27 protein-coding genes are annotated in these 23,856 nt (G+C 45.3%); 21 read left to right on the plus strand and 6 right to left on the minus strand.

Translation table 11 applies throughout. The features are described 5' to 3' along the window. Positions 1 to 26 precede the first annotated feature (26 nt). Both H8705_RS00915 and H8705_RS00920 read left to right on the plus strand, forming a co-directional pair. The gene (locus H8705_RS00915; protein ID WP_262393998.1) at positions 27 to 419 is read left to right on the plus strand and encodes a putative ABC transporter permease; all 393 of its coding nucleotides are present in this window, start codon (positions 27 to 29) and stop codon (positions 417 to 419) included. A 67-nt stretch (positions 420 to 486) separates the two neighbouring features. Further along, positions 487 to 1,320, plus strand: a complete 834-nt coding sequence (locus H8705_RS00920; protein WP_262393999.1) for a glycosyltransferase family 8 protein — start codon at positions 487 to 489, stop codon at positions 1,318 to 1,320. A gap of 29 nt (positions 1,321 to 1,349) precedes the next feature. Here H8705_RS00920 and H8705_RS00925 read toward each other — a convergent pair whose 3' ends face one another. The 4 genes from H8705_RS00925 to H8705_RS00940 are packed head-to-tail and all read right to left on the minus strand — an operon-like array spanning position 1,350 to position 3,937. Continuing rightward, positions 1,350 to 2,429 carry a hypothetical protein gene (locus tag H8705_RS00925; RefSeq protein WP_262394000.1) on the minus strand — a complete coding sequence of 360 codons (1,080 nt, stop codon included), beginning with the start codon at positions 2,427 to 2,429 and terminating at the stop codon, positions 1,350 to 1,352. After that, positions 2,422 to 2,961, minus strand: coding sequence for a hypothetical protein (locus tag H8705_RS00930; RefSeq protein ID WP_262394001.1), 540 nt, complete (start codon positions 2,959 to 2,961; stop codon positions 2,422 to 2,424). Before H8705_RS00930 ends, H8705_RS00925 begins: the two co-directional genes overlap by 8 nt. Then, entirely contained in the window at positions 2,948 to 3,430 is a 483-nt protein-coding gene (locus H8705_RS00935; RefSeq protein ID WP_262394002.1) for a hypothetical protein, read from the minus strand. The genes H8705_RS00930 and H8705_RS00935 overlap by 14 nt, the downstream gene beginning before the upstream one ends. A gap of 3 nt (positions 3,431 to 3,433) precedes the next feature. After that, positions 3,434 to 3,937, minus strand: coding sequence for an RNA polymerase sigma factor (locus H8705_RS00940; protein WP_262394003.1), 504 nt, complete (start codon positions 3,935 to 3,937; stop codon positions 3,434 to 3,436). A gap of 196 nt (positions 3,938 to 4,133) precedes the next feature. Between H8705_RS00940 and H8705_RS00945 the strand changes: the two genes are divergently transcribed. Together H8705_RS00945 and H8705_RS00950 are read left to right on the plus strand one after the other, a co-directional pair. Next, complete coding sequence (locus H8705_RS00945; RefSeq protein WP_262394004.1) at positions 4,134 to 4,925, plus strand: Cof-type HAD-IIB family hydrolase; 792 nt, start codon at positions 4,134 to 4,136, stop codon at positions 4,923 to 4,925. A gap of 20 nt (positions 4,926 to 4,945) precedes the next feature. Continuing rightward, complete coding sequence (locus H8705_RS00950) at positions 4,946 to 5,722, plus strand: biotin--[acetyl-CoA-carboxylase] ligase (protein WP_262394005.1); 777 nt, start codon at positions 4,946 to 4,948, stop codon at positions 5,720 to 5,722. A gap of 49 nt (positions 5,723 to 5,771) precedes the next feature. Here the strand turns inward: H8705_RS00950 and H8705_RS00955 are convergent, their stop codons facing one another. After that, on the minus strand, positions 5,772 to 7,019 hold the full coding sequence (locus H8705_RS00955; protein ID WP_262394006.1) for an Nramp family divalent metal transporter: 1,248 nt from the start codon (positions 7,017 to 7,019) through the stop codon (positions 5,772 to 5,774). Positions 7,020 to 7,246: 227 nt separating this feature from the next. Between H8705_RS00955 and H8705_RS00960 the strand changes: the two genes are divergently transcribed. The 11 genes from H8705_RS00960 to H8705_RS01010 all read left to right on the plus strand — a co-directional run bounded on the left by H8705_RS00960 (position 7,247) and on the right by H8705_RS01010 (position 17,026). After that, positions 7,247 to 8,035: a putative hydro-lyase gene (locus tag H8705_RS00960; RefSeq protein WP_262394007.1), complete on the plus strand. Its 789-nt coding sequence runs from the start codon at positions 7,247 to 7,249 to the stop codon at positions 8,033 to 8,035. Positions 8,036 to 8,051: 16 nt separating this feature from the next. Further along, positions 8,052 to 8,822: a LamB/YcsF family protein gene (locus H8705_RS00965; protein WP_262394008.1), complete on the plus strand. Its 771-nt coding sequence runs from the start codon at positions 8,052 to 8,054 to the stop codon at positions 8,820 to 8,822. Between the two features lie 14 nt (positions 8,823 to 8,836). After that, a complete protein-coding gene (gene pxpB, locus H8705_RS00970; protein ID WP_262394009.1) occupies positions 8,837 to 9,532 on the plus strand; it encodes a 5-oxoprolinase subunit PxpB in 696 nt (231 codons plus the stop codon). A gap of 24 nt (positions 9,533 to 9,556) precedes the next feature. Beyond that, positions 9,557 to 10,585: a 5-oxoprolinase subunit C family protein gene (locus H8705_RS00975; RefSeq protein ID WP_262394010.1), complete on the plus strand. Its 1,029-nt coding sequence runs from the start codon at positions 9,557 to 9,559 to the stop codon at positions 10,583 to 10,585. Between the two features lie 38 nt (positions 10,586 to 10,623). Beyond that, entirely contained in the window at positions 10,624 to 10,962 is a 339-nt protein-coding gene (locus H8705_RS00980; RefSeq protein WP_262394011.1) for a DUF805 domain-containing protein, read from the plus strand. A gap of 225 nt (positions 10,963 to 11,187) precedes the next feature. After that, positions 11,188 to 12,096 (plus strand): amino acid ABC transporter substrate-binding protein, encoded by a 909-nt coding sequence (locus H8705_RS00985; protein ID WP_262394012.1) that lies wholly within the window; start codon positions 11,188 to 11,190, stop codon positions 12,094 to 12,096. 126 nt (positions 12,097 to 12,222) lie between these two features. After that, complete coding sequence (locus H8705_RS00990) at positions 12,223 to 12,879, plus strand: amino acid ABC transporter permease (RefSeq protein ID WP_262394013.1); 657 nt, start codon at positions 12,223 to 12,225, stop codon at positions 12,877 to 12,879. Positions 12,880 to 12,891: 12 nt separating this feature from the next. Next, positions 12,892 to 13,638: an amino acid ABC transporter ATP-binding protein gene (locus H8705_RS00995; protein ID WP_262394014.1), complete on the plus strand. Its 747-nt coding sequence runs from the start codon at positions 12,892 to 12,894 to the stop codon at positions 13,636 to 13,638. A 162-nt stretch (positions 13,639 to 13,800) separates the two neighbouring features. Beyond that, the gene (locus H8705_RS01000) at positions 13,801 to 14,322 is read left to right on the plus strand and encodes a DUF4358 domain-containing protein (protein WP_262394015.1); all 522 of its coding nucleotides are present in this window, start codon (positions 13,801 to 13,803) and stop codon (positions 14,320 to 14,322) included. A 131-nt stretch (positions 14,323 to 14,453) separates the two neighbouring features. After that, entirely contained in the window at positions 14,454 to 15,833 is a 1,380-nt protein-coding gene (locus H8705_RS01005) for an MBOAT family O-acyltransferase (RefSeq protein WP_262394016.1), read from the plus strand. A 14-nt stretch (positions 15,834 to 15,847) separates the two neighbouring features. Continuing rightward, the gene (locus H8705_RS01010) at positions 15,848 to 17,026 is read left to right on the plus strand and encodes a DHHW family protein (protein ID WP_262394017.1); all 1,179 of its coding nucleotides are present in this window, start codon (positions 15,848 to 15,850) and stop codon (positions 17,024 to 17,026) included. 13 nt (positions 17,027 to 17,039) lie between these two features. On the opposite strand, the gene H8705_RS01015 is transcribed toward H8705_RS01010, so the two are convergent. Continuing rightward, entirely contained in the window at positions 17,040 to 18,182 is a 1,143-nt protein-coding gene (locus H8705_RS01015; protein WP_262394018.1) for a prenyltransferase/squalene oxidase repeat-containing protein, read from the minus strand. Positions 18,183 to 18,390: 208 nt separating this feature from the next. On the opposite strand from H8705_RS01015, the gene hprK reads away from it, so the two are divergent. Genes hprK through whiA form a run of 6 tightly spaced genes read left to right on the plus strand, consistent with a single transcriptional unit; the run spans position 18,391 to position 23,856 of the window. After that, positions 18,391 to 19,350, plus strand: coding sequence for an HPr(Ser) kinase/phosphatase (hprK, locus tag H8705_RS01020; protein WP_262394019.1), 960 nt, complete (start codon positions 18,391 to 18,393; stop codon positions 19,348 to 19,350). Positions 19,351 to 19,371: 21 nt separating this feature from the next. Next, complete coding sequence (locus H8705_RS01025) at positions 19,372 to 20,097, plus strand: phosphatase (RefSeq protein WP_262394020.1); 726 nt, start codon at positions 19,372 to 19,374, stop codon at positions 20,095 to 20,097. 12 nt (positions 20,098 to 20,109) lie between these two features. Further along, positions 20,110 to 21,066, plus strand: a complete 957-nt coding sequence (locus tag H8705_RS01030) for an ROK family protein (protein WP_262394021.1) — start codon at positions 20,110 to 20,112, stop codon at positions 21,064 to 21,066. Between the two features lie 53 nt (positions 21,067 to 21,119). Next, the gene (murB, locus tag H8705_RS01035; RefSeq protein WP_262394022.1) at positions 21,120 to 22,028 is read left to right on the plus strand and encodes a UDP-N-acetylmuramate dehydrogenase; all 909 of its coding nucleotides are present in this window, start codon (positions 21,120 to 21,122) and stop codon (positions 22,026 to 22,028) included. Positions 22,029 to 22,042: 14 nt separating this feature from the next. Then, positions 22,043 to 22,903: an RNase adapter RapZ gene (gene rapZ / locus H8705_RS01040; protein WP_262394023.1), complete on the plus strand. Its 861-nt coding sequence runs from the start codon at positions 22,043 to 22,045 to the stop codon at positions 22,901 to 22,903. A gap of 26 nt (positions 22,904 to 22,929) precedes the next feature. Continuing rightward, positions 22,930 to 23,856 carry a DNA-binding protein WhiA gene (gene whiA / locus H8705_RS01045; protein ID WP_262394024.1) on the plus strand — a complete coding sequence of 309 codons (927 nt, stop codon included), beginning with the start codon at positions 22,930 to 22,932 and terminating at the stop codon, positions 23,854 to 23,856.

Raw genomic sequence — 23,856 nt, forward strand, 5'->3', positions numbered from 1 at the left:
GCACATCCTAATGTTGGGTGATGCCAGTGGAAAAAATAAAAGAATATGCTACTGTTTATACAATTGGTTCTGTAGGATATAGTATGATTGAAATTTTATGGCGTGGGTTTACCCATTGGACGATGGCATTGACCGGTGGGGTTTGCTTTTTATTTATCCATATCGCCAATTTTCGGCTGACCGGAGTAAATATTTGGAAAAAATGTTTGGCAGGAAGCACAATCATAACCTTGATAGAATTTGTTGTGGGCTGTATTGTCAACAGGCTTTTGCATATGAATGTTTGGGATTATTCCAAACAATTTTTAAATATCATGGGACAGGTATGTCCATTGTATTCTATTTTGTGGTTTTTTCTGTGTATTCCTACTTTTGGGCTCAGTCGGTTTATAAAACAAAAAATGTTTCCAAAAAATTAATAATACCTCTACCACATTTTTTGTGATAGAGGTATTATTGTAGTAGCCTGTTTTGGGGAGGATAAGCATGAATATCGTCGTATCAATCAATACCAACTATGTAAAACCCCTTTGCGTTATGCTTCGCTCCTTGCTCGATCAAAATCCGGACACGGAGTTTACCGTATATGTAATCCACTCCTCGTTAACGCAAGAGCATTTCGACTACATAAAACAAATAGTAGGGAAGGGGAATTTTTATCTGCAGGAGATCGGCGTTCCCGCGGATTTTATGTCGGACGCGCCTGTCTTATTTCACTTCACAAAAGAGATGTACTATCGTATCTTTTGTGCAAAGCTTTTACCTTTGGAAGCGGAGAAAGCCTTGTATTTGGATCCGGATATGGTGATTATCAACCCGATCCATTCTCTTTATGATATTGACATGGGAAAAAATTATTTCGCAGCGGCTCAGGCGGTAAATAGTGTCACCCAGATGGAATTTAAAAAGCGTCTGAATATGCCGGAAGACAGCAATTACTTTAACTCCGGGGTTCTGCTTATGAATTTAAAAGAGCTTCGCCGAACGCAGGATTTGCAAAAGCCGCTGGAATTTATCCGCCGGATGGGAGAAAAACTCTACCTTCCGGATCAGGATGTGCTCAACGCTTTATATTATGATAAAACTATTTTGTTAGACCCTCTGATTTATAATTACGATGCACGCTATTATAACGCTATGCGGGTGAGATCTTTGGGAAAGGTGGATATGGCCTGGATTAAGAAAAATACAGTGATCGTACATTTCTGTGGAAAAAGCAAACCATGGAATGAGGTATATCTGGGAGAGCTGGGCATATTTTACCGTGAGGTAGCTGGAAAACTGTTCCCAAAAACAGAAAAAAAGCCGCCGCTGGACTGAGCCAGCAGCGGCTTTTTTATATTATGTATTTACTCCTCTGTTGAAATAGAAATTTCATAGGAAGCGGAGGATTGGCCGCTTTCCTCGTAATCACTCCAGGGAAGGAGGATAGATCCTACAATATTTCCGTCATCATCATAAATATTGCCATCCTCGCCAATGACAATATTGCCGTATACTAAATTGCCGTTAGAATCCATAATGTTGTCCTTGCCGTCGAAAAACAGCTCCCCATCCCCATTTTCTGTAAAGGGAGGATGGAAGTTTACCAACTGGGACAGCGTATCCGCATCCATATCCCGCTGGAACCGATCAGAAATATCCAAGTTAGCGTAACCGTCGTTCTCCCAGTCGGAAGAAAAATTAATAGAAGTAAAATTCACCGGATAATCCGCTATTTTTGTCAGAATATTTTTGCACGCCCGCGCAAAGGCTTTTTCATCCTCAAAAGGACCGAATAGAGCGATATTCATATGGATATTGGCGGTGGCCGGCAGAGTGTCGTAAGTGGTGTCTTTGGAATACCGGTCGTTTAGGTTGAGATAAACGTCAAGGGAGCGGATCCCTTTATTGGAGGAAAGACGGCTGTACATAGTTTCCTCAATCTGCTCGCTTAGCTGTTCCTGCTGCTGATAGACCTGCGGCCCCCAATAGTCCCATAGATACGGCAGGGTGGAAACTCCAGCCGCCCCACAGATAAGCAAAAAGCAGACAAAGCCGCTTAGAAAATCATATTTCAGCTTCTCCCCTTTGCGGGCGAAAAAATAGCCTACTAAGATTTCAATACCTAAAAAAACAAAGATTAACGGGGCGAATTTAACGACTAAAGTAAGATCAAAGTTAGGGTCGATCATGCAGATTAGGGCCACAATACCTACAGCGATCAAAGAAAGGCCCATCGTAAGCGTGCCTACCCGACGAACAGGCTGTTTCGGCGCAATGGGCGGATAGACATAGGGTTCTTTTTGGGGCGCCGTATCTTCTGGGGGCGGAGTTTGATCTTCTGGGGAAGAGGCCTCTTCGTCAAAAGACGAAGAGACGTTATTTTCTTCACAGTTAAGGTCGCAGGCGGGCTGCTCATTTTCTATATTTACGTTTTTGTTATTCATGTTCTTCTCCTTTAAACTCTACAAAGTCCTCTTCTGTTTTTACAGGCTGTTTCTTTCCACGGATCAGATAAATTCCAAAGAAAATGATTGCAAAGGAAATAATCAGGGTAGGCAGACGGTGGAAAATTTCCCAAACCCAATCGTACTGGAATAAAAAGGCCCCTAATACCCGCTCGATAATCATATAAAATCCTATGAAAATAAAGATAATTCCTAAAACTAAATGACGTTTGGTCAAAAACTGTTTCCAGTCTGTTTTAATAACAATGGTGTCAAGTTTCACCACAAAGTTTTCATCCAGCACTTTACGTTCTTCGTCGGATACATGTCGCATATTTAAAGCGTCAAAGAAGCAATAAAACCAGATAACGGGAAGCAGGAACAACCCTGGAGGAAGAATCATTCCTCCAACGGCGATCAGCAGAAAAAATGCCGTCATTAACAGAACGCCTTTTTTCATCATTCCCAAATACATGTGGGCGGCGCCGGGCATAAACGCCAATATAAAAGTCCAAAAACTACTCTTTTTCATTTGTGTTTGATACTCCTCTCAAATCTATGCTGCCGAAAATATCTTTAATGGCATTTGAAAATTTCGTGGTGAAGTCGTTTGCTTTTTCCGAAATGGAATAGGTGCTTCCCACAAAGCTATTTAAGGTTTTGCCGCTACCATTTTCCAGATCAATATTAAATATCCCTATACTCCAGAAGATTATGGCGAAAGACGCGGCCACAATCATTGTAGCATATTTATTTACAAAGACTCTACGCACACGTTCTTTAATCCGTTTGATAATCGTTTCCTGGGAAGATAGCATAGGCGCGATCAGTAAGGAATCGTCCTCTAAACAGGCGGTATAACGAATAATGCACTCGTCACAGAAAGACAGATGTTCCGAAATTTCCAGCCGCTCAAGTTCTGTTAGATTTTCATCATTGTGAACCAAAGCGAGAAAGGCGTCATCTGTTAAATGCCCATCGGCATAAAATAACTCTTTCATATCCTATGTATCCTCCTTTATCATTTGTTGCAGCATTGAGCGCGCCCGGTAAATTTGTGTCTGAACTGTTTTTTTTGGCCGCCCTAAAGCGGCTGAAATGGCATCGATTGATTTTTCCTCTAGGAAAAACATGATGGATACTTTGGAATAAGGCTCCTTTAAAGTAAGAATTTTTTCTTTAATACGCTGTGCGCCTTCCTCCCCCATATAGAGCTGTTCAGGGGAATTTTCCTGACGGATCACATCCATTTCGCTCATGTCTTGGGAAAGGGCGACCTTTCGGTTGTAGGCGCTTTTTAAATGGTCCTTTGCTTTGTTGGTAGCAATTCGCGCGAGCCAGGCCTTCATGGTATCTTCCCGGCAGCTATCAATATGAGTAAATGCGGAGACGAAGGTTTCCTGCGTCAAGTTTTCCGCCTCCTGGTAATCTCTCACCATCTGATAGCATATGGTAAACACAAGCTTTTCATATTGACAGATTAACGTTTTAAATTTTTCAGTAGTCATCGATCCCCTTGCGCTCACCACCTTTAAGAAGCCTTCCATCAGTTATTACGAACAAAGATACCTGTTGTCTTCAAAATATCAATAAAATTCTTTGTTTCATTATACTTTATTTTTGTGAAAAGTCGAAGCTATACTTTATCCAGAAAAAATGGTAAGATATAGCTAATAAAATTAGCGTAAAGGAAAAGGGTGAACGATGGGGAGAAAGTTATTAGCATTGGATTTGGACGGTACTACCTTGAGCGATGACAGCCGTATGAGCCCGTATACCTTAGATATGCTGGAAAAGGCAAAAGCCGCTGGATGCGTTATTTGTTTTGTCACTGGGCGCAAGGACGTAGAGATTGGGGCGGTAATCGATCAATGTTATGTAGCGGATTATCTTATTTTAAATAACGGAGGAAAGACCATCCGGCTGCCGGAGCGCTCGATTCTTGCTCATAAGATTATTGAGCAAGAGCTTGCCAGGAAGGTGATCAATTTCGCTTTGGAAAACCAAGTGCTCCTGTATGTGTGCTGCCCGAACTATACTGGGATCAACTTTACTTCCGAAAATACGCGGGAATACGAGGAAATAGTGGGCTATTCCCTCAGCCGTTATCAATCGGTTCAGGATGTGCCTATTAAAGAGATAGAGGGCTTTGTCGCCAATGTAAACCATGACCGGATAATCGACTTTATCGATCGGGAAAACCTCCCCCTTCGGTATGTCCAGGCGGAGGAGTCAACCTTTGATATTGTCAGCCTTGGAGTGAGTAAATGGGGGGCGGTAAAAGAGCTTTCCCAAATCCTTGGTATTTCTGTAAAAGACATTGTCTCCGCGGGAAATTATATGAACGATATCGACCTAATTCGCGGAGCGGGACTTGGTGTAGCGGTAAAAAATGCCTTGGAAGAGGTAAAGCAAGCAGCGGATTATGTCACCGAACGCACCAATGACGAGGGTGCCGTAGGAGAGCTGATTGAAAAGTTTGTGTTAAACATATAACGGAAAGAAGGGCGTGGAATTTGGCGGTTTCAAAAGAACGGATCCAATCTTACCTTAAAGGCGAAATTGGAAAAGAAATGGTGATTTATGACAAAATCGATTCTACCAACAACGCCGCCAAGCTCTTGGCTAAAAACGCAGCGCCCCACGGCAGCGTGGTTATCGCCCTACAGCAGACCAGCGGCAAAGGCCGGCTGGGGAGAAGTTTTTATTCTCCTGAGGCCACCGGGATATATATGACGGCGATCCTGCGTCCTACCCTGCCGGTGCAGCAGGCCCTTCAAATTACCTCCGCCGCCGCGGTGGCGGTCAGCCGGGGGATAAAGGACGCCGCCGGAATAGAAACTCAGATCAAATGGGTAAACGACGTATATTATCAAGGGAAAAAACTTTGTGGGATATTAACGGAATCTTCCGTTGAAAATGGTAAGATTGATTATGCGGTGGTTGGAATTGGAATAAATGTTTCGACCGATACGTTTCCCCAGGAACTAAAGGAAAAAGCTACTTGCTTATCCCATGCGGCGGGACAGGTGGACAGCGATCTGCTTATCGCCCGGGTGCTTGATAACCTGGACGGGGTGTATTCCCAGTTAGGTACCGGCGCGTTTATGGAGGAATATCGGACCCGGTCGTGTGTAATAGGCAAAGAGGTAACCGTGCTGAATATGGGCGAACCTTTCATAGCAAAAGCGGTGGATATTGACAATGACGCCCATTTGATTGTAAAAACCGCGGATGAACGCTATCTTACCATAAGTTCCGGGGAAGTTACCCTGCAAGGGGATTGGAAATAGCGCAAAGAGCCTTCCAGCTTAGCTGGAAGGCTCTTTTTATTTCAGCGGATTACATCCCTAACATCCCTTTTAGCTGGTTTACAAAGAGAAGCATGGACCGGTAGCTGATAACCAGAGTGACGGCGATAACCGCAATGGAAAGTACATTGGAGAGGATACCGTTTTTATATTCTCCCATACTCTTTTTATCGTTAAGAACGATGGTGAGGAAAATGGCGATAATCGGCAGAATAATTGCGTTGGCCGCTTGGGCGAACATAATTACCTGAACCGGGCTGGACATGCCGGCGGCGGCCAGCCCTACGCCGATAAGAAGTACAATCGCCCACACCGCTTTAAACTTTTTATCTTTTAAATCACTGTTCCAGCCCAAAATACCAGCAGTAGCAAAGGCCGCGGACAGGGGAGCGGTAATGGAAGAAGAGAAACCGGCGGAGAAAATACCGATACCAAAGAACCATTTTGCCCAGGAACCAAGCAGAGGTTCCAATTGAGTAGCCATCTGCCCGGCGTTGGTAATTTCCGTACTGGTACCGTAAAATGCGGCGGCAGCGGTAATAATAATGGTCATGGAGATAATCCCGCCCAAACCAATCGAAACGGCGGTGTCCAGGCGGCAGGTTTTAACGTCCTCCTTGTTTTTCCACTTCTGGGAAACAGCGGATGCATGCAAAAACAGGTTATAGGGGACAACAGTAGTACCGATAAGACCAACGATAGTCAGCCAGGCTTTGTCTGTATCCGGTGTTTTGGGAACAAACAACCCTTGTATAATACCGCCTAAATCCGGCTTAGTTACAATAGCGGTAGTGATAAACACGATACTCATGACAATCACCAGGGTAACTAGAATTTTCTCAATTTTTTTGTAGGAACCGGACCATAGCAGAAGAAAAGCGATCGCGCCCAGCACAATGCTCCAAATCCTTGCGGGAACCGATGGAAACACAATATTGATCCCCATAGTGCCCCCCATAATATTTCCAGTTTCGTAGGCGCAGTTTCCAATAAAGATTGCAGAAATAATTAAAATAGCCACCAATATTTTTATCGCAGGATTGGTGAATTTCTTACGAAGGGCTTCCCCCAGCCCTTCTTGAGTAACTACACCAAGGCGGCCGGCCATTTCCTGAAATATAATGGTAGCGATGGTAGAAAAAAGCATCGCCCAAAGCAGCGTATAACCGAAGCTGGCGCCGGAAACGGTACAGGTAGTAACAGTACCAGGACCGATAAACGCTGCCGCGACTAAAGCGCCGGGACCAATGTTCTTTAGCTTCTCAAAAAATTTACTCAAATTTGAAATCCCCCTGTTTCTATAAATTTTGCATAAATATCACGCAAATAGTTGAAATAATTATAGCATTTTATGCAGATAATATCAATATTTTTTCACAATTTATTAAAAAATAAGAAATAATTTTTTGTAAAATATGCCACTTTTCTATTAAAATTTAGGAAAGAATGTGCTATAATAATTAAATTAAGTATGCGGTATTCTAAAGATGTTATGGAGGGTAACGGATGGAAAATCTATACGCGGCCAGCCCAAAACAGGTAAGGGAAATGTTCCGACAGGAAACTCTGGTAAAACCTACTGCCGGTATGTGCGGCGGCTATGCCCAGGGAAATTTGGTCATTCTGCCAAAAGACCTGGCATATGATTTTCTTTTGTTTACCCAGCGCAATCCAAAACCTTGCCCGGTATTGGAGGTAAGCGACGCGGGATCGCGGGAGTTTAAGCTGACCGCGCCCGGCAGCGACATTGCCAGAGATCTTCCGCTTTACCGGGTATATGAGAATGGGATTATGACAGGGGAATATAAGAATGTGGAACAGTTTTGGCGGGAAGATTTTGTCAGTTTCCTTATCGGGTGCAGCTTCACTTTTGAATCTGCCCTGATTGACGAGGGAATATCCATCCGCCACATAGAGCAGGGGTGCAATGTTCCTATGTATGTGACCAATATTTCCTGTAAAACTGCCGGGATTTTTTGCGGACCTACGGTGTGCAGTATGCGCCCTATTCCTTATGAGCAGGTAGTTAAAGCAGTACAGACTACCGCCCGGTATCCTAAAGTCCATGGGGCTCCTATTCATATAGGCGATCCATCCCATATTGGGATTAAGGATATCAATAAGCCGGAATTTGGCGACAGCGTGGAGATCAGAAAAGGGGAGGTCCCTGTTTTCTGGGCCTGTGGGGTTACGCCGCAGGCGGTGGTAATGAATGTGAAACCATCCATTGTGATTACCCACGCGCCTGGCTATATGTTTATTACGGATGTGAAGAACAGTCAGCTGTCCGATTGACAAAGGAGATTAGGTCATGTTAAAGATAGATTTAAACTGTGATTTAGGAGAAAGCTTCGGCAATTATAAAATTGGCTTGGATGAACAGGTGATACAGTCTGTTTCTTCTGTGAATATTGCCTGTGGCTGGCATGCGGGGGACCCGGTAGTGCTGGAGAAAACGATCCGTCTGGCCAAGGAAAACGGCGTGGCTGTCGGCGCGCATCCCGGCTTTCCGGATTTATTGGGATTCGGCCGGCGGAATATGGCAATTTCTACAGAAGAAGCGTACGCTTATACGAAATATCAGCTGGGAGCGTTTTACGCTTTTGCTAAAACGAACGGTATGACTATCCAGCATGTAAAACCCCATGGGGCGTTTTATAATATGGCTGGGAAGGACCAAAAGCTGGCGCAGGCTATCTGCAAAGCGATTTATGATTTTGACCGGGAGATTATCCTTTTGGCGCTGGCGGGGAGCAGGATGATTGAAGCCGCTGAGGAGCTGGGAATGAAGGCGGCGCAAGAATTTTTTGCCGACCGGGCGTATGACGACGACGGCAACCTTGCTCCAAGAAGCATGGAGGGATCGGTTATACATGACACGAATGTAGCGATTTCCCGAGTGATCACAATGATTAAGACGGGAAAAGTGGTTTCTTTTACGGGAAAAGAGATCAATTTAAAATGCGATTCTATTTGCGTCCATGGGGACAACAGCAGCGCGGTGGAATTTGTCCGCACCATTCGGGAGCGGCTAATCAAAGAAGGAATTTGTATTGCGCCTTTGCATGATATTTGTAAGTAAGGTGGAGCAGGTTATTGGAAAAGGTAGAAGTAAACTATTTATTATGTGCTGATCGGGCGCTGACGGTAGAGTTCGGCGACGAAATCAGCGAAAAGATCAATACTCAAATCCGAGGGTTCTGCTTGATGATCGAGGAATATGGAGTGCCGGGAATTACAGAACTGGTGCCTACTTACCGCTCCGTGACTGTTCATTATGAGCCGGATATTATCGGTTACGACAGCCTAATTGAAATTTTGGATACTATTATTCAGCATCTGCATAATGTAAGTATTCCGGAAAGCGAGGTTATGGATATCCCGGTGCTTTACGGTGGAAAGTACGGGCCGGATTTAGACTATGTCGCCCAGTATCATAAAATGACCCCGCAGCAAATTGTTGATATCCATACAAAACCTACTTACTTAATTTATATGCTGGGGTTTACCCCTGGCTTTGCTTATATGGGCGGAATGGACGAGCGTATTGCCACGCCGCGGCTTTCTACCCCAAGAACGTTAATCCCGGCGGGATCGGTGGGAATTGCCGCGAGCCAAACAGGAATTTATCCTATTGACAGTCCGGGCGGCTGGCAGCTGATCGGGCAAACGCCGCTGGCTTTATTTGATGTGGGACGCAAGGAGCCAATTCTTTTAAATGCCGGACAGCGTATCCGGTTTGTACCGATCACCCAGGAAGAGTTTGATCGGATAAAACAGGCGGGGAACTAGCTGCCCTGGGAGGGAGACATTGGATTGATTGAATTTTTGAATAAAGGATTTTTGACCACCGTCCAGGACAACGGGCGGTTTGGATATCAAAGATTTGGGGTCCCGGTAGCTGGGGCAATGGATAAGTATTCATTGAATATCGCTAATATCCTGGTAGGGAACCATCGCAACTCGGAGGCGTTGGAGGTTACCGGCCTGGGATGTACGCTGAAATTTCATACAGGAAATATTTTCGCTTTAAGCGGCGGAGATTTTTCTCCTGTGTTAAATAATGTGCCTATTGAAAATAACCGTGCGTACTACGCTGCGCCGGGGAGTATTTTAGCGCTGGGCGGCGGGATGCAGATGTGCCGGGCATACATTGCTTTTGCCGGAGGGCTGGATGTAGATGAGGTGATGGGCAGCAAATCTACTTATATCAAAGGGAAAATGGGAGGAATTCATGGCCGAGCGGCGCAAAATGGGGATATAATAAAATTTTGCGCGCCTAAAACCTGGCTTCCCAACATGGAACACCGGTTTGTGCCTAAGGAATGCGGGCCCCAATATTCTTCCCACCCTACTGTTCGGGTGGTGCTGGGCCCTCAGGACGACCATTTTACAAAGGATGGGATAGACACTTTATTTTCCTATGAATATGAAGTGACTCAAAACAGCGATCGAATGGGTTACCGTTTGGAGGGCCCGGAGATTGAGTACCAGCCTGGGACAGACGGAAATATTATTTCCGATGGTATTTCTTTGGGAGCGATACAGATCCCGAATAAGAAACCGATTATTATGATGGCCGATCGGCAGACTACAGGCGGATATACGAAAATTGCTACAGTGATTACAGTGGATCTGCCGCTGATTGCACAGCTTAAAGCAGGGGATACTCTGCGCTTCGCACCTGTAGATATCCGAACGGCACAGCAGCTGTATGTGGAACGATTGACTACGCTGCGTTTTATTCGGGACAATCTGGATAGCAGCACAATCCTTTCCCGCAAGGTAATGAACGTTTCTCTGGACGGCGCCGCATATCATGTGGATATCAGTGAAATAGGATAAAAACAGAAAGGCGGCTGGGAAAGGGGAGGTTATGGAGAATGAAAGCATATATGCGCATGTGGTTCTGCAGGGGGAATTTTAGCGGACGGTCTTCCAGAAAAGAGTTTTGGCCTGCTTTCGGACTGCATTTTCTGATTTGGGTGGCGCTGACGCTGTTAGCGGGACTGGATCAGTACTTAGCAGTGTTTGGGGCGGCGTATATTTTAATTTCTTTGCTCCCGGTCATCACGCTGAGCATACGCCGGGTTCATGATGCGGGGAAAAGCGGAGCAAGCCTCTTGTGGGTTTTGCTGCCTGTTGTCGGCTGGGGGATACTTCTGATCCTGCTGCTTCAGAAAAGTGACGGGAATAACCGCTGGGGAGAAGGCCCCGGATAATAAATACAAAAAGAATACAAAGGCCCCTTTGTAAAAATACGAAGGGGCCTTACTAATAAAATTTGTGAAAAAGAAAGGTTTTGGGAGAAAAGACGTGGGAATGAAAGAAAATTCGCCATAATAGCGAATTACAAGAGTAGCAATTTACTTTAATAAAGTGTAAAATATCCAGGACAGCTTGGCGAAAGGCCGGCTGTAAATTTGACTTATATGGGAGAAAAGAAAATGAAAAAACTACTTGCAATTTTTATAGCGGTACTGATGTGCGCTACTTTATTTGCGGCCTGTGGCTCTAACGACGCTACACAGCCTGCAGATGCCCCGTCTACGGATGCTCCTGCAGAAGATGCAGCTCCTGCGGACGACGCAGCCCCTGCAGAAGAGGAGCAGACTCCTGCGGAAGATGCGCCTTCCGACACTGTTCCGGTAGAAGAAATGACCAAGCTGGTGCTGGGCTTGGATGCCAGCTTCCCGCCTATGGGCTTTACCGATCAGGACAATAACATTATTGGTGTTGATATCGACCTGGCGAAAGAAGTTTGCACTCGGTTAGGCATTGAATTTGAAGCGAAACCTATCGACTGGGCAACCAAGGAAATGGAACTGGATACCGGCAAGATCGACGTTATCTGGAACGGCATGACTGTAACTGACGAGCGTAAAGAAGCGTTCGAGCTGAGCCGCTCTTACATGAATAATACCCAGGTAATTGTGGTCATGAACGATTCCACCATTGCTTCCAAAGCGGATTTGGCGGACAAAGTAGTTGCCGCTCAGACAGACTCCTCCGGCGAAAGCGTTTTGATGGCTGATGAAATTTACGCCTCCATCAAAGACGGCGCTCACAAACAGTATGCGGATTATGTAACGGCGCTCAATGACCTGGCTTTGGGAAGAATTGACGCTATCGTAATGGACGAAGTGGTTGCTCGCTATTATATCGAGCAGAATGCTCAGCCCATGACGGTGCTGGAAGAAACTTTGTCTCCGGAAGAGTACGCCATTGCAGCGAAAAAAGGCAGAACCGATCTGATTGAAGCCATCGATAAGACTCTGGATGAAATGCAGGCGGACGGAACCCTGGACAAAATTTCCCTCCAGTGGTTCGGTAAGGAAGGCATGATCCTGAGATAAACGAAATATACACGCTGAATAGCTGCACTCCCGCTTGTTTTCAGGCGGGAGTGCGGGTTGTTTTATGCGGCCCTGAAAAGAGGCGCATAAAAGAGCCGGAAAATATAAAGTGCGGGGGAAAATATTATGAATATGAGTGAGATTCTTACCACAACGAAGGCGCTTTTACAAGGGGTAGAGGTAGTGACTATCCTGTTTGTTGTGGTTTTGATCGCCTCCATACCGCTTGGGTTTGTACTTACGTTGTTAAGCCGTTGCCGCATCGCGCCGGTACGCTGGGTTGTGAACGCTTATATTTATGTAGTGCGGGGAACGCCTTTGATGCTCCAGCTGTTTTTCATATATTTCGGGCTTCCCTATCTCCCGGTAGTCGGTAAAATGTTGGTGCTTTCCGGTTTTTCCTCTGCATTGGTAGGGTATACCTTGAATTATGCCGCTTACTTTGCGGAAATTTTCCGCGGCGGACTGCTGGCGGTGGATAAAGGGCAATATGAAGCGGCGCAGGTGCTGGGGTTCAGCAAGGCGCAGACGATAGTGCGCATTGTCATGCCCCAAATGATCCGGGTGGCTCTGCCGTCGGTGACCAACGAATCCATTACCCTGGTAAAGGACACCGCTTTGATGTATGCGGTGGCGGTGCCGGAAATTCTTCATTATGCTAAGGTAGCCGTCAGCCGCACGGCAAATCCCATGGCGTTTGTTGTGGCTTTTGTAATCTACTTGATTATGAATACCATTCTCCAGCTTGTGTTCAACTGGCTTGAGAAAAAGTTGGCTTACTAGGAGGGGAATGGATTGAAGTTAATTGAAGTAACCAGCCTAAAAAAAGGCTTTGGAAATTTAAATGTACTTACAGATGTGAACTTTGAAGTGGAAAAAGGAGACGTAATTGCTGTTATCGGGCCGTCCGGCGCCGGGAAAAGCACGATGCTGCGATGCCTGATCAACCTGGAAAAGGTAGATGGCGGCACGATCACTGTAGAAGGAGAGAGCTTTGTAAAAGACGGCGTTTATGCCAGCCATGAGCAGATAAAGGCTGTCACTAGAAAGATGGGAATGGTGTTTCAAAATTTTAACCTTTTTCCCCATCTTTCTGTAAGAAGAAATTTAACGATCGCGCCTACCGCCGTTTTTGGAAAATCAAAAGAAGAATCCGATGCTTTGTGTGAATCCCTTTTGGATAAGGTTGGACTGAGGGATAAAATCGACGCGATGCCCTCCACCTTATCCGGCGGGCAGAAACAGCGAGTAGCCATCGCGAGAGCATTGATGCTCAATCCGGATATTATGCTGTTTGATGAGCCAACATCTGCTTTAGATCCTCAGCTTACCTCGGAAGTTCTGGGCGTTATGCGGGCGCTGGCGGCGGATCATATGACTATGATCGTGGTTACCCATGAGATGTCTTTTGCCCGGGAGGTAGCAAATAAAATCCTGTTTATGTGCGATGGAATGATTGTGGAAAGCGGGACGCCGGCCCAGGTGTTCGGCCAACCCAAAGACCGCAGGACAGCAGATTTCTTTCATAATATTCTAGAATGATCGCCGTATAGATGGGAAAAAACTGGGGAATAGTACAATTATCGGAAGATCTATAATAGAATGAAATAAAACCAGCAGATATCCGCACTATATAGTTGTCAATGGGAAATTTTAGCTGGTAAGGAAAAATTCCCATATTTCATTTTTAAAAGGAGTTCTCACATGAAAAAATTAGCAGTACTATGTATGGCGCTTCTACTTATCGTTTCGACAATGGCTGGGTGCAATTCAAAACCAGCGGAAGGGGATGCTTCCACCGTCATATTACAAGAGGGATATACCCTGCAGTCGATTATTGATAAAATGAATGAAGAAATCGGTATTCAGATGCCCATGACAGTAGATGACGCTGTTTTGGAGGATATTTTCCATGTAAACCCGGATGATATCGAAGAGTATTATGGTATTTTCGGCGGCTCTATGACCAGCGCGGACAATGCCGTGGCGGTAAAGGCCAAAGAGGGAAAAGCGGATGCGGTGGCAGAAAGCTTAAACCAGCGTCTGGAAGACGTACGTGCCTCCTTTGAGCAGTATCTGCCGGACCAGGGAGAAAAGGCAAAAAAGGGACAGGTGATCCAGAAGGGCGATTATGTATTTTTGGTGATTATCGGCCAGGATTACGATACTTTCGATTCAGATATGGAAAAGGCGCAGGGATTTATTAACGAGGCGTTTGGGTCTTAAAAACTCGCAAAGGTTTTTAAATTTAGCTTAGATGAGCTTGTATTTCTTGTAAAAATTTGTTAAAGTGTACTGGATAACCAAGAAAGTTCAGTACACTTTAATTATGTAATTTACAAAAAAGGAGGGGTGGCATGGTATTCAGCAGCATTTTATTTTTGTTTCGTTTTTTACCAGTGACCTTTCTTGTATACTACCTTGCCCCTAAAAAGATAAAGAACCTGGTATTATTAATCGCCAGCCTGATCTTCTACTCTTGGGGAGAGGTGCGCTATTTCCCAGTGATGCTGGTCTCTATTTTAGTTAACTATGCTGCGGGAATTGGAATTGACCACTTCCGCGGAAATAAAGCAAAATGCCGTCTGCTGCTTATTATTTCTATTATTTTCAGCGTGGGATGGCTTGCATTTTTCAAGTATTCTGATTTTGTGCTGCAAAATATTAACTTGCTTTTTGGCACTGCCATTCCTTATTTGAAGCTGACGCTACCTTTGGGAATCAGTTTTTATACCTTCCAGATTATGACCTATACCATTGATATTTACTTTGGGAAATGTCAGGTAGAAAAAAATATCATCAATTTCGGTACCTTTGTAGTTTTGTTTCCCCAGCTGATCGCCGGGCCGATTGTAAAATATACTGACATCAGTTCTGAGCTGCGGGAGCGCACCGTTACACTGGATAAGGTGCAGGAGGGAACGGCGATTTTTATTCGGGGACTTGCCAGCAAGGTGCTTCTCGCCAACAATATCGGCGCGCTGTGGAGCGAGGTGGAAACTCTTGGAGCAGCGAATATCTCCACTCCCTTGGCCTGGCTGGGAATACTGGCGTTTACCCTGCAGATTTATTTTGACTTTTCGGGATATTCCTTAATGGCTATCGGACTTGGCAAGGCGCTGGGGTTTACCTTCCCGCAAAACTTTAATTATCCGTATATTTCCCGCAGTGTCACAGAGTTTTGGCGCCGCTGGCATATGACCTTAAGCGGTTGGTTTCGGGAGTACTTGTATATTCCCTTAGGCGGCAACCGGGTAAAACCGGCAAGAATGTACTTTAATCTGTTTGTGGTTTGGTTTTCTACTGGGCTTTGGCATGGAGCAAATTGGAATTTTGTATTATGGGGCCTGTACTTCTTTGTTCTTATCAGTATAGAACGGCTGTTTTTAAAAAAATACCTGGACAAGTTCAGGATACTTTCCCATATTTATTTAATTTTGATTGTCATTTTTGGCTGGGTGTTGTTTGCGATTACAGATATTTCAGTAGTAGGACAGTATTTCTCCCGCCTGTTTAGTTTTACCGGAGGAGAGGACTGGATCTTTTACCTAAGAAATTATGGAGTGGTACTTTTGTTGGGGGCGGTGCTTTCCACGCCGGCGCTCAAAAAAGTAGGGGAAATGGCGCCCAAAAAGATGAGATGGCTGTCAGTTCCGATAACGCTGCTGGTATTTCTGGTATGCGTTGCTTATTTGGTGGACGCATCCTACAACCCATTTCTATATTTCCGATTTTAACAGGAGGCGGTGGAATGAAAAAATTAGTAAAATATCCATTGCTGGTTCTGTTTGCGGCGTTTTTGATTGTGTGCAGTATTGCGGACATGCTTATATCCCGCCGGGAGTTCAGCGAAATGGAAAACCGATACCTGGCTCAACGGCCTAAATTTACGGTGAAATCCCTCGTGAGCAATCAGTACACGCTGGATTATGAAAAGTATATCAACGACCAGTTTGTAGGGCGCGACCACTGGATTACTTTAAAATCTGTTAGTGAAAGCGTCCTTGGAAAAATTGAAAACAATGGGATTGTCTATGGAAAAGAACATCACATGTTTGAAAAATACCGTACCACCGATGAGCGGGGAATTAAGGCTAACACTGGCTACCTCAATGAGTTTTTATCCGGATATGAGGGAAATGTTACTTTTGCGCTGATCCCCAATTCTTATCAAGTGCTAAAAGATTTGGTGCCCAGAGGGCTTGTCAATATTGATCAGCAGTCGTATATCAATCAGATTTACAGTCGGCTGGAAGGTGAAAATTTAACCAAGCTGGACATGTTTCCAGCCATGGAGCAAGCGGTTGCAGATGCGAAAAAAGATAACCCCAGCGGTTTTGGGGAGAATGGACAACAGGCCTATTACCGCACAGACCACCACTGGACCACCTATGGCGCTTATTACGGTTATGCCAATTACGTCCGTTCTTTGGGAATGGAACCGATAGAACTGGATCTTCTTCAGGGGTATAAACGTCAGCAGGAAGGGTTTTACGGCTCCTATTACAGTAAGGCAAAGCTGTTTTCCACACTGCCGGATACCATCGATTATTATGAAATCCCGGTGGAAAGCGTCACAATCGAAGGTGAGGAGAAACCGGAGCTTTATGACAAGGAGCAATGGGGAAAACGGGATAAATATGCGGCGTTTCTGTATGGAAATCATGGGGTTACTGTGATTAAAACAAAAAATAATCAATATTCCCAGCCGGGAGAAGTCTCCCGGGTACTGGTGGTAAAAGACAGTTATGCAAACTGTTTTGTACCTTTCCTCACTTACAATTTTGACGAGGTATTTGTAGTGGATCTGCGCTCTCTGCCTATGAAGATGAGCGAACTGCTTGGGCAGTATGAATTTGATGATATACTGATCATGTACAATTTTATGAATTATGCCAGCGATACCAATATTGCAAAAATCAAGTATTAAAAAACGCCTGCCGTCAGTCGGCAGGCGTTTTCACTTCTTTTTCCAGGCCATCAAAATCCGGAACCCGGGCTTTCATAGGAATGTTAATCTCCATGGTATCTTCTTCCCCGGAAGACGGGGGATCCTGGGGGGGAGAGAATTTCTTACCGATCTTGCCGGTAAAAATCAGTGCGAGATAGATTAGACCAAAGATCAGGACAAATCCACCTAAAAATTTTATAAAAGTAACTATGGGGTCCTGCTGTGGTTTCACATAACCGGGATAAACAGCAGGCGCCAGCATAGGGGAAAGACCGCTGTCTAATGTATGCAGAGCAAGCAGCGCCTGCTCGGTGGCGGCTACATCGCTTTCTCCATCCAATTTGTAAGAGTAACCTCCGTCGCTGTTTTTAAACTGAGCCAAAGCGTCTGTGAGAGTAAAGCCGTTTTTTACAAACCGGCTGTCGTCTAAACTTACTCCGCACATGGTTATGCTAGTAAGTACACTGGCCGTAACCTGGGAGGTAGGGGAGCCGGAGGTGGAAAAGCTGCCATCGTCATTTTGCTGGTTACCCAGCCAATCCAGCGCTTTTTCAATCGCGTCGGAAACATATTGATTTTCTTTCATTGGAGCAAGGGCCATCAACACCTGGGAAGTAAAATATGGATCCGGGTCCTTGTCCAGGCGCACAGCATAACCTCCGTCTTTTCCCTGGGCGGAGACCAAAACGTCGATCAGAGAAGAAACCGAATTTCTGGCATTGGCGGGAACCTCCAGGTCAATAGCGTTATAAGCGATCAGCCCCCAGACAGCGCCGTCCAATCCCTCATCGTATAATTTTTCATAGGTATAAAGAATGGAGATCAGATTATTTTTTTGATAACTGGTGGGATCCTGCTCCAATTTAAGCAGACAAACAATCCCTTTTCCTAAATCCGCTGGGTTAGAAAACCCGGAATGTAGGCCGCGGTCCAACATGTTATATAATTCATTTCTAGCTTCCTTTTTTGGCTGGCGCCCATCCAAGGAATAAACGGGGATACTCATGGAAGCGGGGGGATTATTATCTAAAAAATGATAGGTGTTTTCAAAAGGATCGGCAGTATCCTGCGCGGATACGGACACCGAAAAAAGAGCGCAGAGGCAAAGCAGGACCGATAAAGTCCGTTTGAGCATGTAATACTCACACTCCTATCTAAATATCGGAAGTTTTTATTCTGTCTTAAATTCATTTGTAAAGTATAATACATTTTGCATTTTTTTTCAATCATTCCCGGCTGGGGAATGATTCCAAATAGGAAAATAAATGTTTGAAAGATAGGATAAGTTACGGTATAATATAAAATGTATACTTGTGCATAATGTGTAAAGAAGGTGTTGACATATGGCGACAAAATTTATTGTGTCTCTGCAGAGAATTATCGAAGATTTTAATTTGGAAACGCTATATCTTCCAGAGGATGCCGGCAATATCAATATTTCTACCGTGGAGATTAATCGTCCAGGGCTGCCGCTTAGCGGATTTTATGATTTTTTTGACAACCAGAGAATTCAGATTTTAGGGAAAACGGAGTTTGCTTTTTTAGACAACCTTCCTAACGAGGAAAAAATGAAACGTCTGGATGATTATTTTGCTCATAAACCGCCGGTGGTGGTAGTTACCAGAAACCTTCCCGTATCACAAGAAATTATTGAGCTCGCAAAAAAAAATCGGGTGGCCCTTATGCGCACTTCCGATGGAACGTCCGCTTTTATGTCCGGGCTAATTTCCCTTTTAAACGTGGAGTTGGCCCCCCGTGTAACACGCCATGGGGTTTTAGTGGAAGTATACGGCGAAGGCATCCTGCTGTTAGGAGAAAGCGGCGTCGGTAAAAGCGAAACTGCGATTGAGCTGGTAAAAAGAGGCCATCGTCTGATTGCGGATGACGCGGTGGAAATCCGCCGAGTTTCCAATAAAACGGTGGTCGGGTCCTCTCCAGAAAATATCCGCCATTTTATGGAGCTGCGGGGAGTGGGTATCATCAACGCCCGCCGGTTGTTTGGTATCGGCGCGGTTAAAATGACCGAGAAGATCAATATTGTGGTCCAGCTGGAACAATGGGATCAGAATAAGGTATATGACCGTATGGGCATGGATGATGAATATATAGATATTTTAGGAATTTCCGTGCCTGCTTTGACTATTCCGGTGAAACCAGGGCGCAACCTGGCAATTATTATTGAAGTAGCTGCGATGAATAACCGCCAGAAAAAGATGGGATATAATGCGGCGCAGGATCTGCTGGAAAAATTGGGTATGGTAGAGCCGGAGGACGAGCCGCAAGCCGACTGGAGCGGATTTTAATTTATCGGGAGGAAAAACTGCATGCATGTTGTAGCAGAAACTCATTCGCATACCAACGCCTGTTCCCATGCTTTCAGCACATTGTATGAAAATGTACTGGCCTGCAAAAGAAAGGGATTGCCTTTTCTTTGTGTTACGGAACATGGGCCGGATATTCCGGACGCTCCTCACTATTGGTTTTTTAAAAATCTTGTAAAAGTGGTGCCCAGTCTATTAGAGGGAATCATTTTACTGCGCGGAGCGGAAGTGAATATTTTAAATTATGAAGGAAAGTTAGACCTTTCGGATAAGATTTTGGAGAATTTAGAATGGGTAATCGCTTCTTATCATACTTGCTGCTGCGAGCCTTCTACAATAGAGGATCACACCAAAGGCTGGCTTGCGGTTGCTAAAAATCCCCTTGTAGATGTTATTGGCCACTGCGGGGATGAACGGTTTCGTTTTGATTATGAAATGGTCGTGAAGGAGTTTGCTAAAAACGATAAGATTGTGGAAATTAATGCCCATTCGTTTGAGTGCCGGCCTGGTTCAGAAAAAAACTGCCGGGAAATCTTATTGCTGTGCAAGAAATATGGGGTAAAAATAGTAGCCAGTTCAGACGCGCATTTTTTTGAAAGCCTGGGAGACTGCCAGGCGTCTTTAAAAATGATGGAGGAAGTAGATTATCCAAGGGAACTGATACTTAATATCGACTATGATCGATTTTTGGCGGAGGCAAGGAAACGATCCGGCAAACGCTTAGTGTAAGGGGGAAAACCTATGGGATATTATATTGGAATAGATCTTGGCGGAACCAACGTAGCGGTTGGGGTGGTAAATGAAAACTATCAAATTATAGGGAAAGCCAACCGGCCCACCAAGGCTTTCCATCCGGCGCAGGAGATTGCCGACGATATGGCGCAGACCGCCCAGGAAGCGGTAAAAGACGCTGGAATTGAAATGGATCAGGTGGATTGGATAGGAGTAGGAACCCCTGGAACAGTAAATCCACAGACAGGAATAGTAGGCTTGGCGGCCAATTTGGGATTTGAAAATACTCCGCTCAAGCAGTTAGTGTACAAGCGGATGAATAAACCGGTTTATCTTGAAAACGATGCCAATGCAGCCGCTTACGGCGAGATGATGGCGGGAGCGGCTAAGGGAATGAGCTCGGTTGTTGTGATTACTTTAGGTACGGGCGTCGGCGGCGGCATTATTATTGACGGAAAAATTTATTCCGGCTTTAATTACAAGGGCGCGGAGCTGGGACATATGAGTATGGTTTATCATGGGGTCCCCTGCACCTGCGGAAGAAAGGGCTGTATTGAAGCATACTGTTCTGTCACCGCTTTAATCCGGATTACCCGGGAAGCCATGCAGCTCAATGCCCGCTCAAAAATGTGGCAGGTAGCAAATGGAAGTCTTGATGCGGTCAATGGAAGGACTTCCTTTGACGCGATGCGTTTGGGAGATGAAACCGCCAAAAGGGTGGTAGAGCAATATATTGACTACCTTGCCTTTGCGGTGAGCGGGCTGATCAATGGTTTTCAGCCGCAGGCACTGGTCATTGGCGGCGGAATTAGCAAAGAAGGAGAAACCTTATTCGCCCCTTTGCGTGAAAAAGCCTATCCCCAGACTTTTAACCATGACCCAGACAACTGTACCGCGATAGTACGGGCGCAGCTGGGAAACGACGCCGGAATTATCGGCGCCGCTCTGCTGGGCAAACAGTACTAATACAGCGTTTTCCACATAAACTAGTATTATTTATAAAAACTAGGGAGTAGGGAATGGATCATTTTAACTCTTTAAAAAACTACTGTGAAGAAATCGGCTGTATCTGTTTGGAAAACGAGCCGATGAAACTGCATACCTCTTTTAAAATTGGGGGGCCGGCTCGGCTGTTTCTCCGCCCTCAAAATGGAGAAACCGCCGCGAAAGTGTTAGGTAAGGCAAGAGAGCTTTCCCTGCCGGTAATGGTCCTTGGAAAAGGGTCCGACCTGCTGGTAAACGATAGGGGATTGGACTGTGCAGTGGTGGCTGTTGACGCTACTTGTGCCAAGGTTGAACTTGTGGATGAAACGACTATCCGCTGCAGTGCTGGGACGCCATTAAGCCAGTTATGCGCCTTTGCCTGCCAGCATGGACTGACGGGACTGGAATTTGCCTTTGGGATTCCCGGTTGTGTAGGGGGGGCGGTATATATGAACGCCGGCGCTTACGGCGGCGAGATGAAAGACGTCTTAAAAGAAACCGTTCATATTACGCCTGAGGGAACGTTTGAAACAGCAGACGTTTCTCAATTGGAGCTGTCTTACCGCCACAGTTTTTATGCCAGTTATCCAGGCTATTGCATCACTGAAGCGGTATTTTCCCTAAAAAAAGGAGAAAAAGAACAGATCCGCCGCAAGATGGATGAACTTATGGACGCCAGAAAATCCAAACAACCGTTGGAATACCCCAGTGCAGGAAGCACGTTTAAACGTCCGCCGGGGGCGTTTGCCGCTGCGCTGATCGATCAGTGCGCGCTCAAAGGAAAACGGATCGGCGGGGCGATGGTAAGTGAAAAACATGCGGGGTTTGTAATTAACTATGACAACGCCACCTGTGAAGACGTATTAAAGTTAATTGAGTTTATCAAAAAAGAAGTAAAAGAAAAGACAGGATATGAATTGGAATGCGAAGTGAAAATTCTCTAAAGGGGGAACTGCCTTTGGAATTTGTAATTATCACAGGAATGTCCGGCGCCGGAAAGTCCCGGGCGATCGCCGCTATGGAGGATATTGGATATTACTGTGTTGATAATATTCCTCCCAAGCTGGTAAAAACCTTTACTGACTTGTGTATGCAGGCTCATGGAAAAATTCAGAAGGTAGCCATTGTCATCGACGCCCGAAGCAAAGAAATCTTTGGAAATATTTTTGAGGGAATCGAGGATTTTGTCAGCGGGCAGAATGGCTTTAAAATTTTATTTTTGGACTGTGACGACGCCACGCTGATTCAGCGCTATAAGGAAACAAGGCGAAGCCATCCTTTGATGGATGGGGAGATTACTTCCATTGAGGAAGCGATTGCGGCGGAACGGGAACTGTTAAAAAAAATTCGAAGCAGTGCGGATTATATTATCGACACCACCTATCTTTCAGTAAACCAGCTTCGGGAAAAAGTGGTAGGCATTTTCTTGGATGATACTAAACAGTCCATGCTGGTAAACTGTATGTCCTTCGGATTTAAATATGGTTTACCGAAAGAAGCGGATTTGGTATTTGACGTACGTTGTCTGCCTAACCCGTTTTATGTGCCGGAACTGAAAAATCTTACCGGCTTGGACGCCCCTGTACGGGAATATGTACTGAAATGGGAACAGGCGCAGAATTTAATTCCCAAGCTTTTTGATCTGGTGGATTATCTTTTGCCCCTGTATTGCAACGAGGGAAAGACTCAGCTTACAATCGCTATCGGCTGTACAGGAGGAAAACACCGCTCGGTAGTATTTGCCCAATTGGTCGCCGAGCATATGCAGGAACTTCAAATGAGGTATACGATCTCCCATCGGGATATCCCAAAGCAGTAATTACACATAAAAGGACCGGAAAAGCCATGTCGTTTGCATATAGAATAAAAAATGAAATTGCTTCAAACAGACCGTTTCGCCAGCATTATAAAAAAGCGCAGGCTTACGGTCTGCTGCTTTATGGAAAAATGTTCGATGCGCAGGGGATTAGTATCCACACAGAGCATAAAAGTGTGGCGCGGCTGTTTGCGGACAGTATCGCCGATCTAGTCGGGATTACCGACAGCATCACTTTACGGGAAGTAAAGCGCAATGGAAAACGCAGTATGTTTGTTGTGACAGTGGACAGCCCGTCCGATAGGGAAGCGGTCCTTCGCTTTTTCGGTTACGTCTCTGGAGAGGATACCGGCCATATTTTATGGGACAACCTGTCCGCCGGAGAAATTCCCGCTTTTTTAAGCGGGGCGTTTTTGGCATGTGCGGCGGTGACCGATCCGGAAAAAAGCTACCATGTAGAATTTTGTATTCCGGGGAAATCCCTGTGCGACGATCTGTATCGATTATTATGTGAAAATTTAGCGGAACCTAAAATTACCGTACGAAGAAACGATTACATCCTTTATTATAAAGAAAGCGAGCATATAGAGGATCTGTTGACCTATATCGGCGCAGGAAAGGCCTCCTTGGAGATGATGGAGGTTAAAATTGTGAAAGAACTTCGCAATAAAGTGAATCGGGCAACGAACTGCGAAACCGCCAATATTACCAAAGTCATCGACGCTTCGATGAAACAGACGCAGGACATTCGATTAATTGCAGAAAACGGCGGACTGGAGGCATTGGACGAGGATTTAAGAGAGTTGGCCCGGCTGCGGATGGAAAATCCGGAAATGTCTCTGCGAGAACTGGGGGAGAACCTGAGCGAAAAAATCTCCCGTTCCGGGGTAAACCACCGGCTTAAGAGAATCGCTCAATTTGCGCAAGAAATACGAATAAAACAGGGAGGCGCCTGA

Origin of the sequence: Youxingia wuxianensis, assembly GCF_014385085.1 — a bacterium.
In the GTDB taxonomy this organism is placed as follows: Bacteria; Bacillota; Clostridia; order Oscillospirales; family Ruminococcaceae; genus Youxingia; species Youxingia wuxianensis.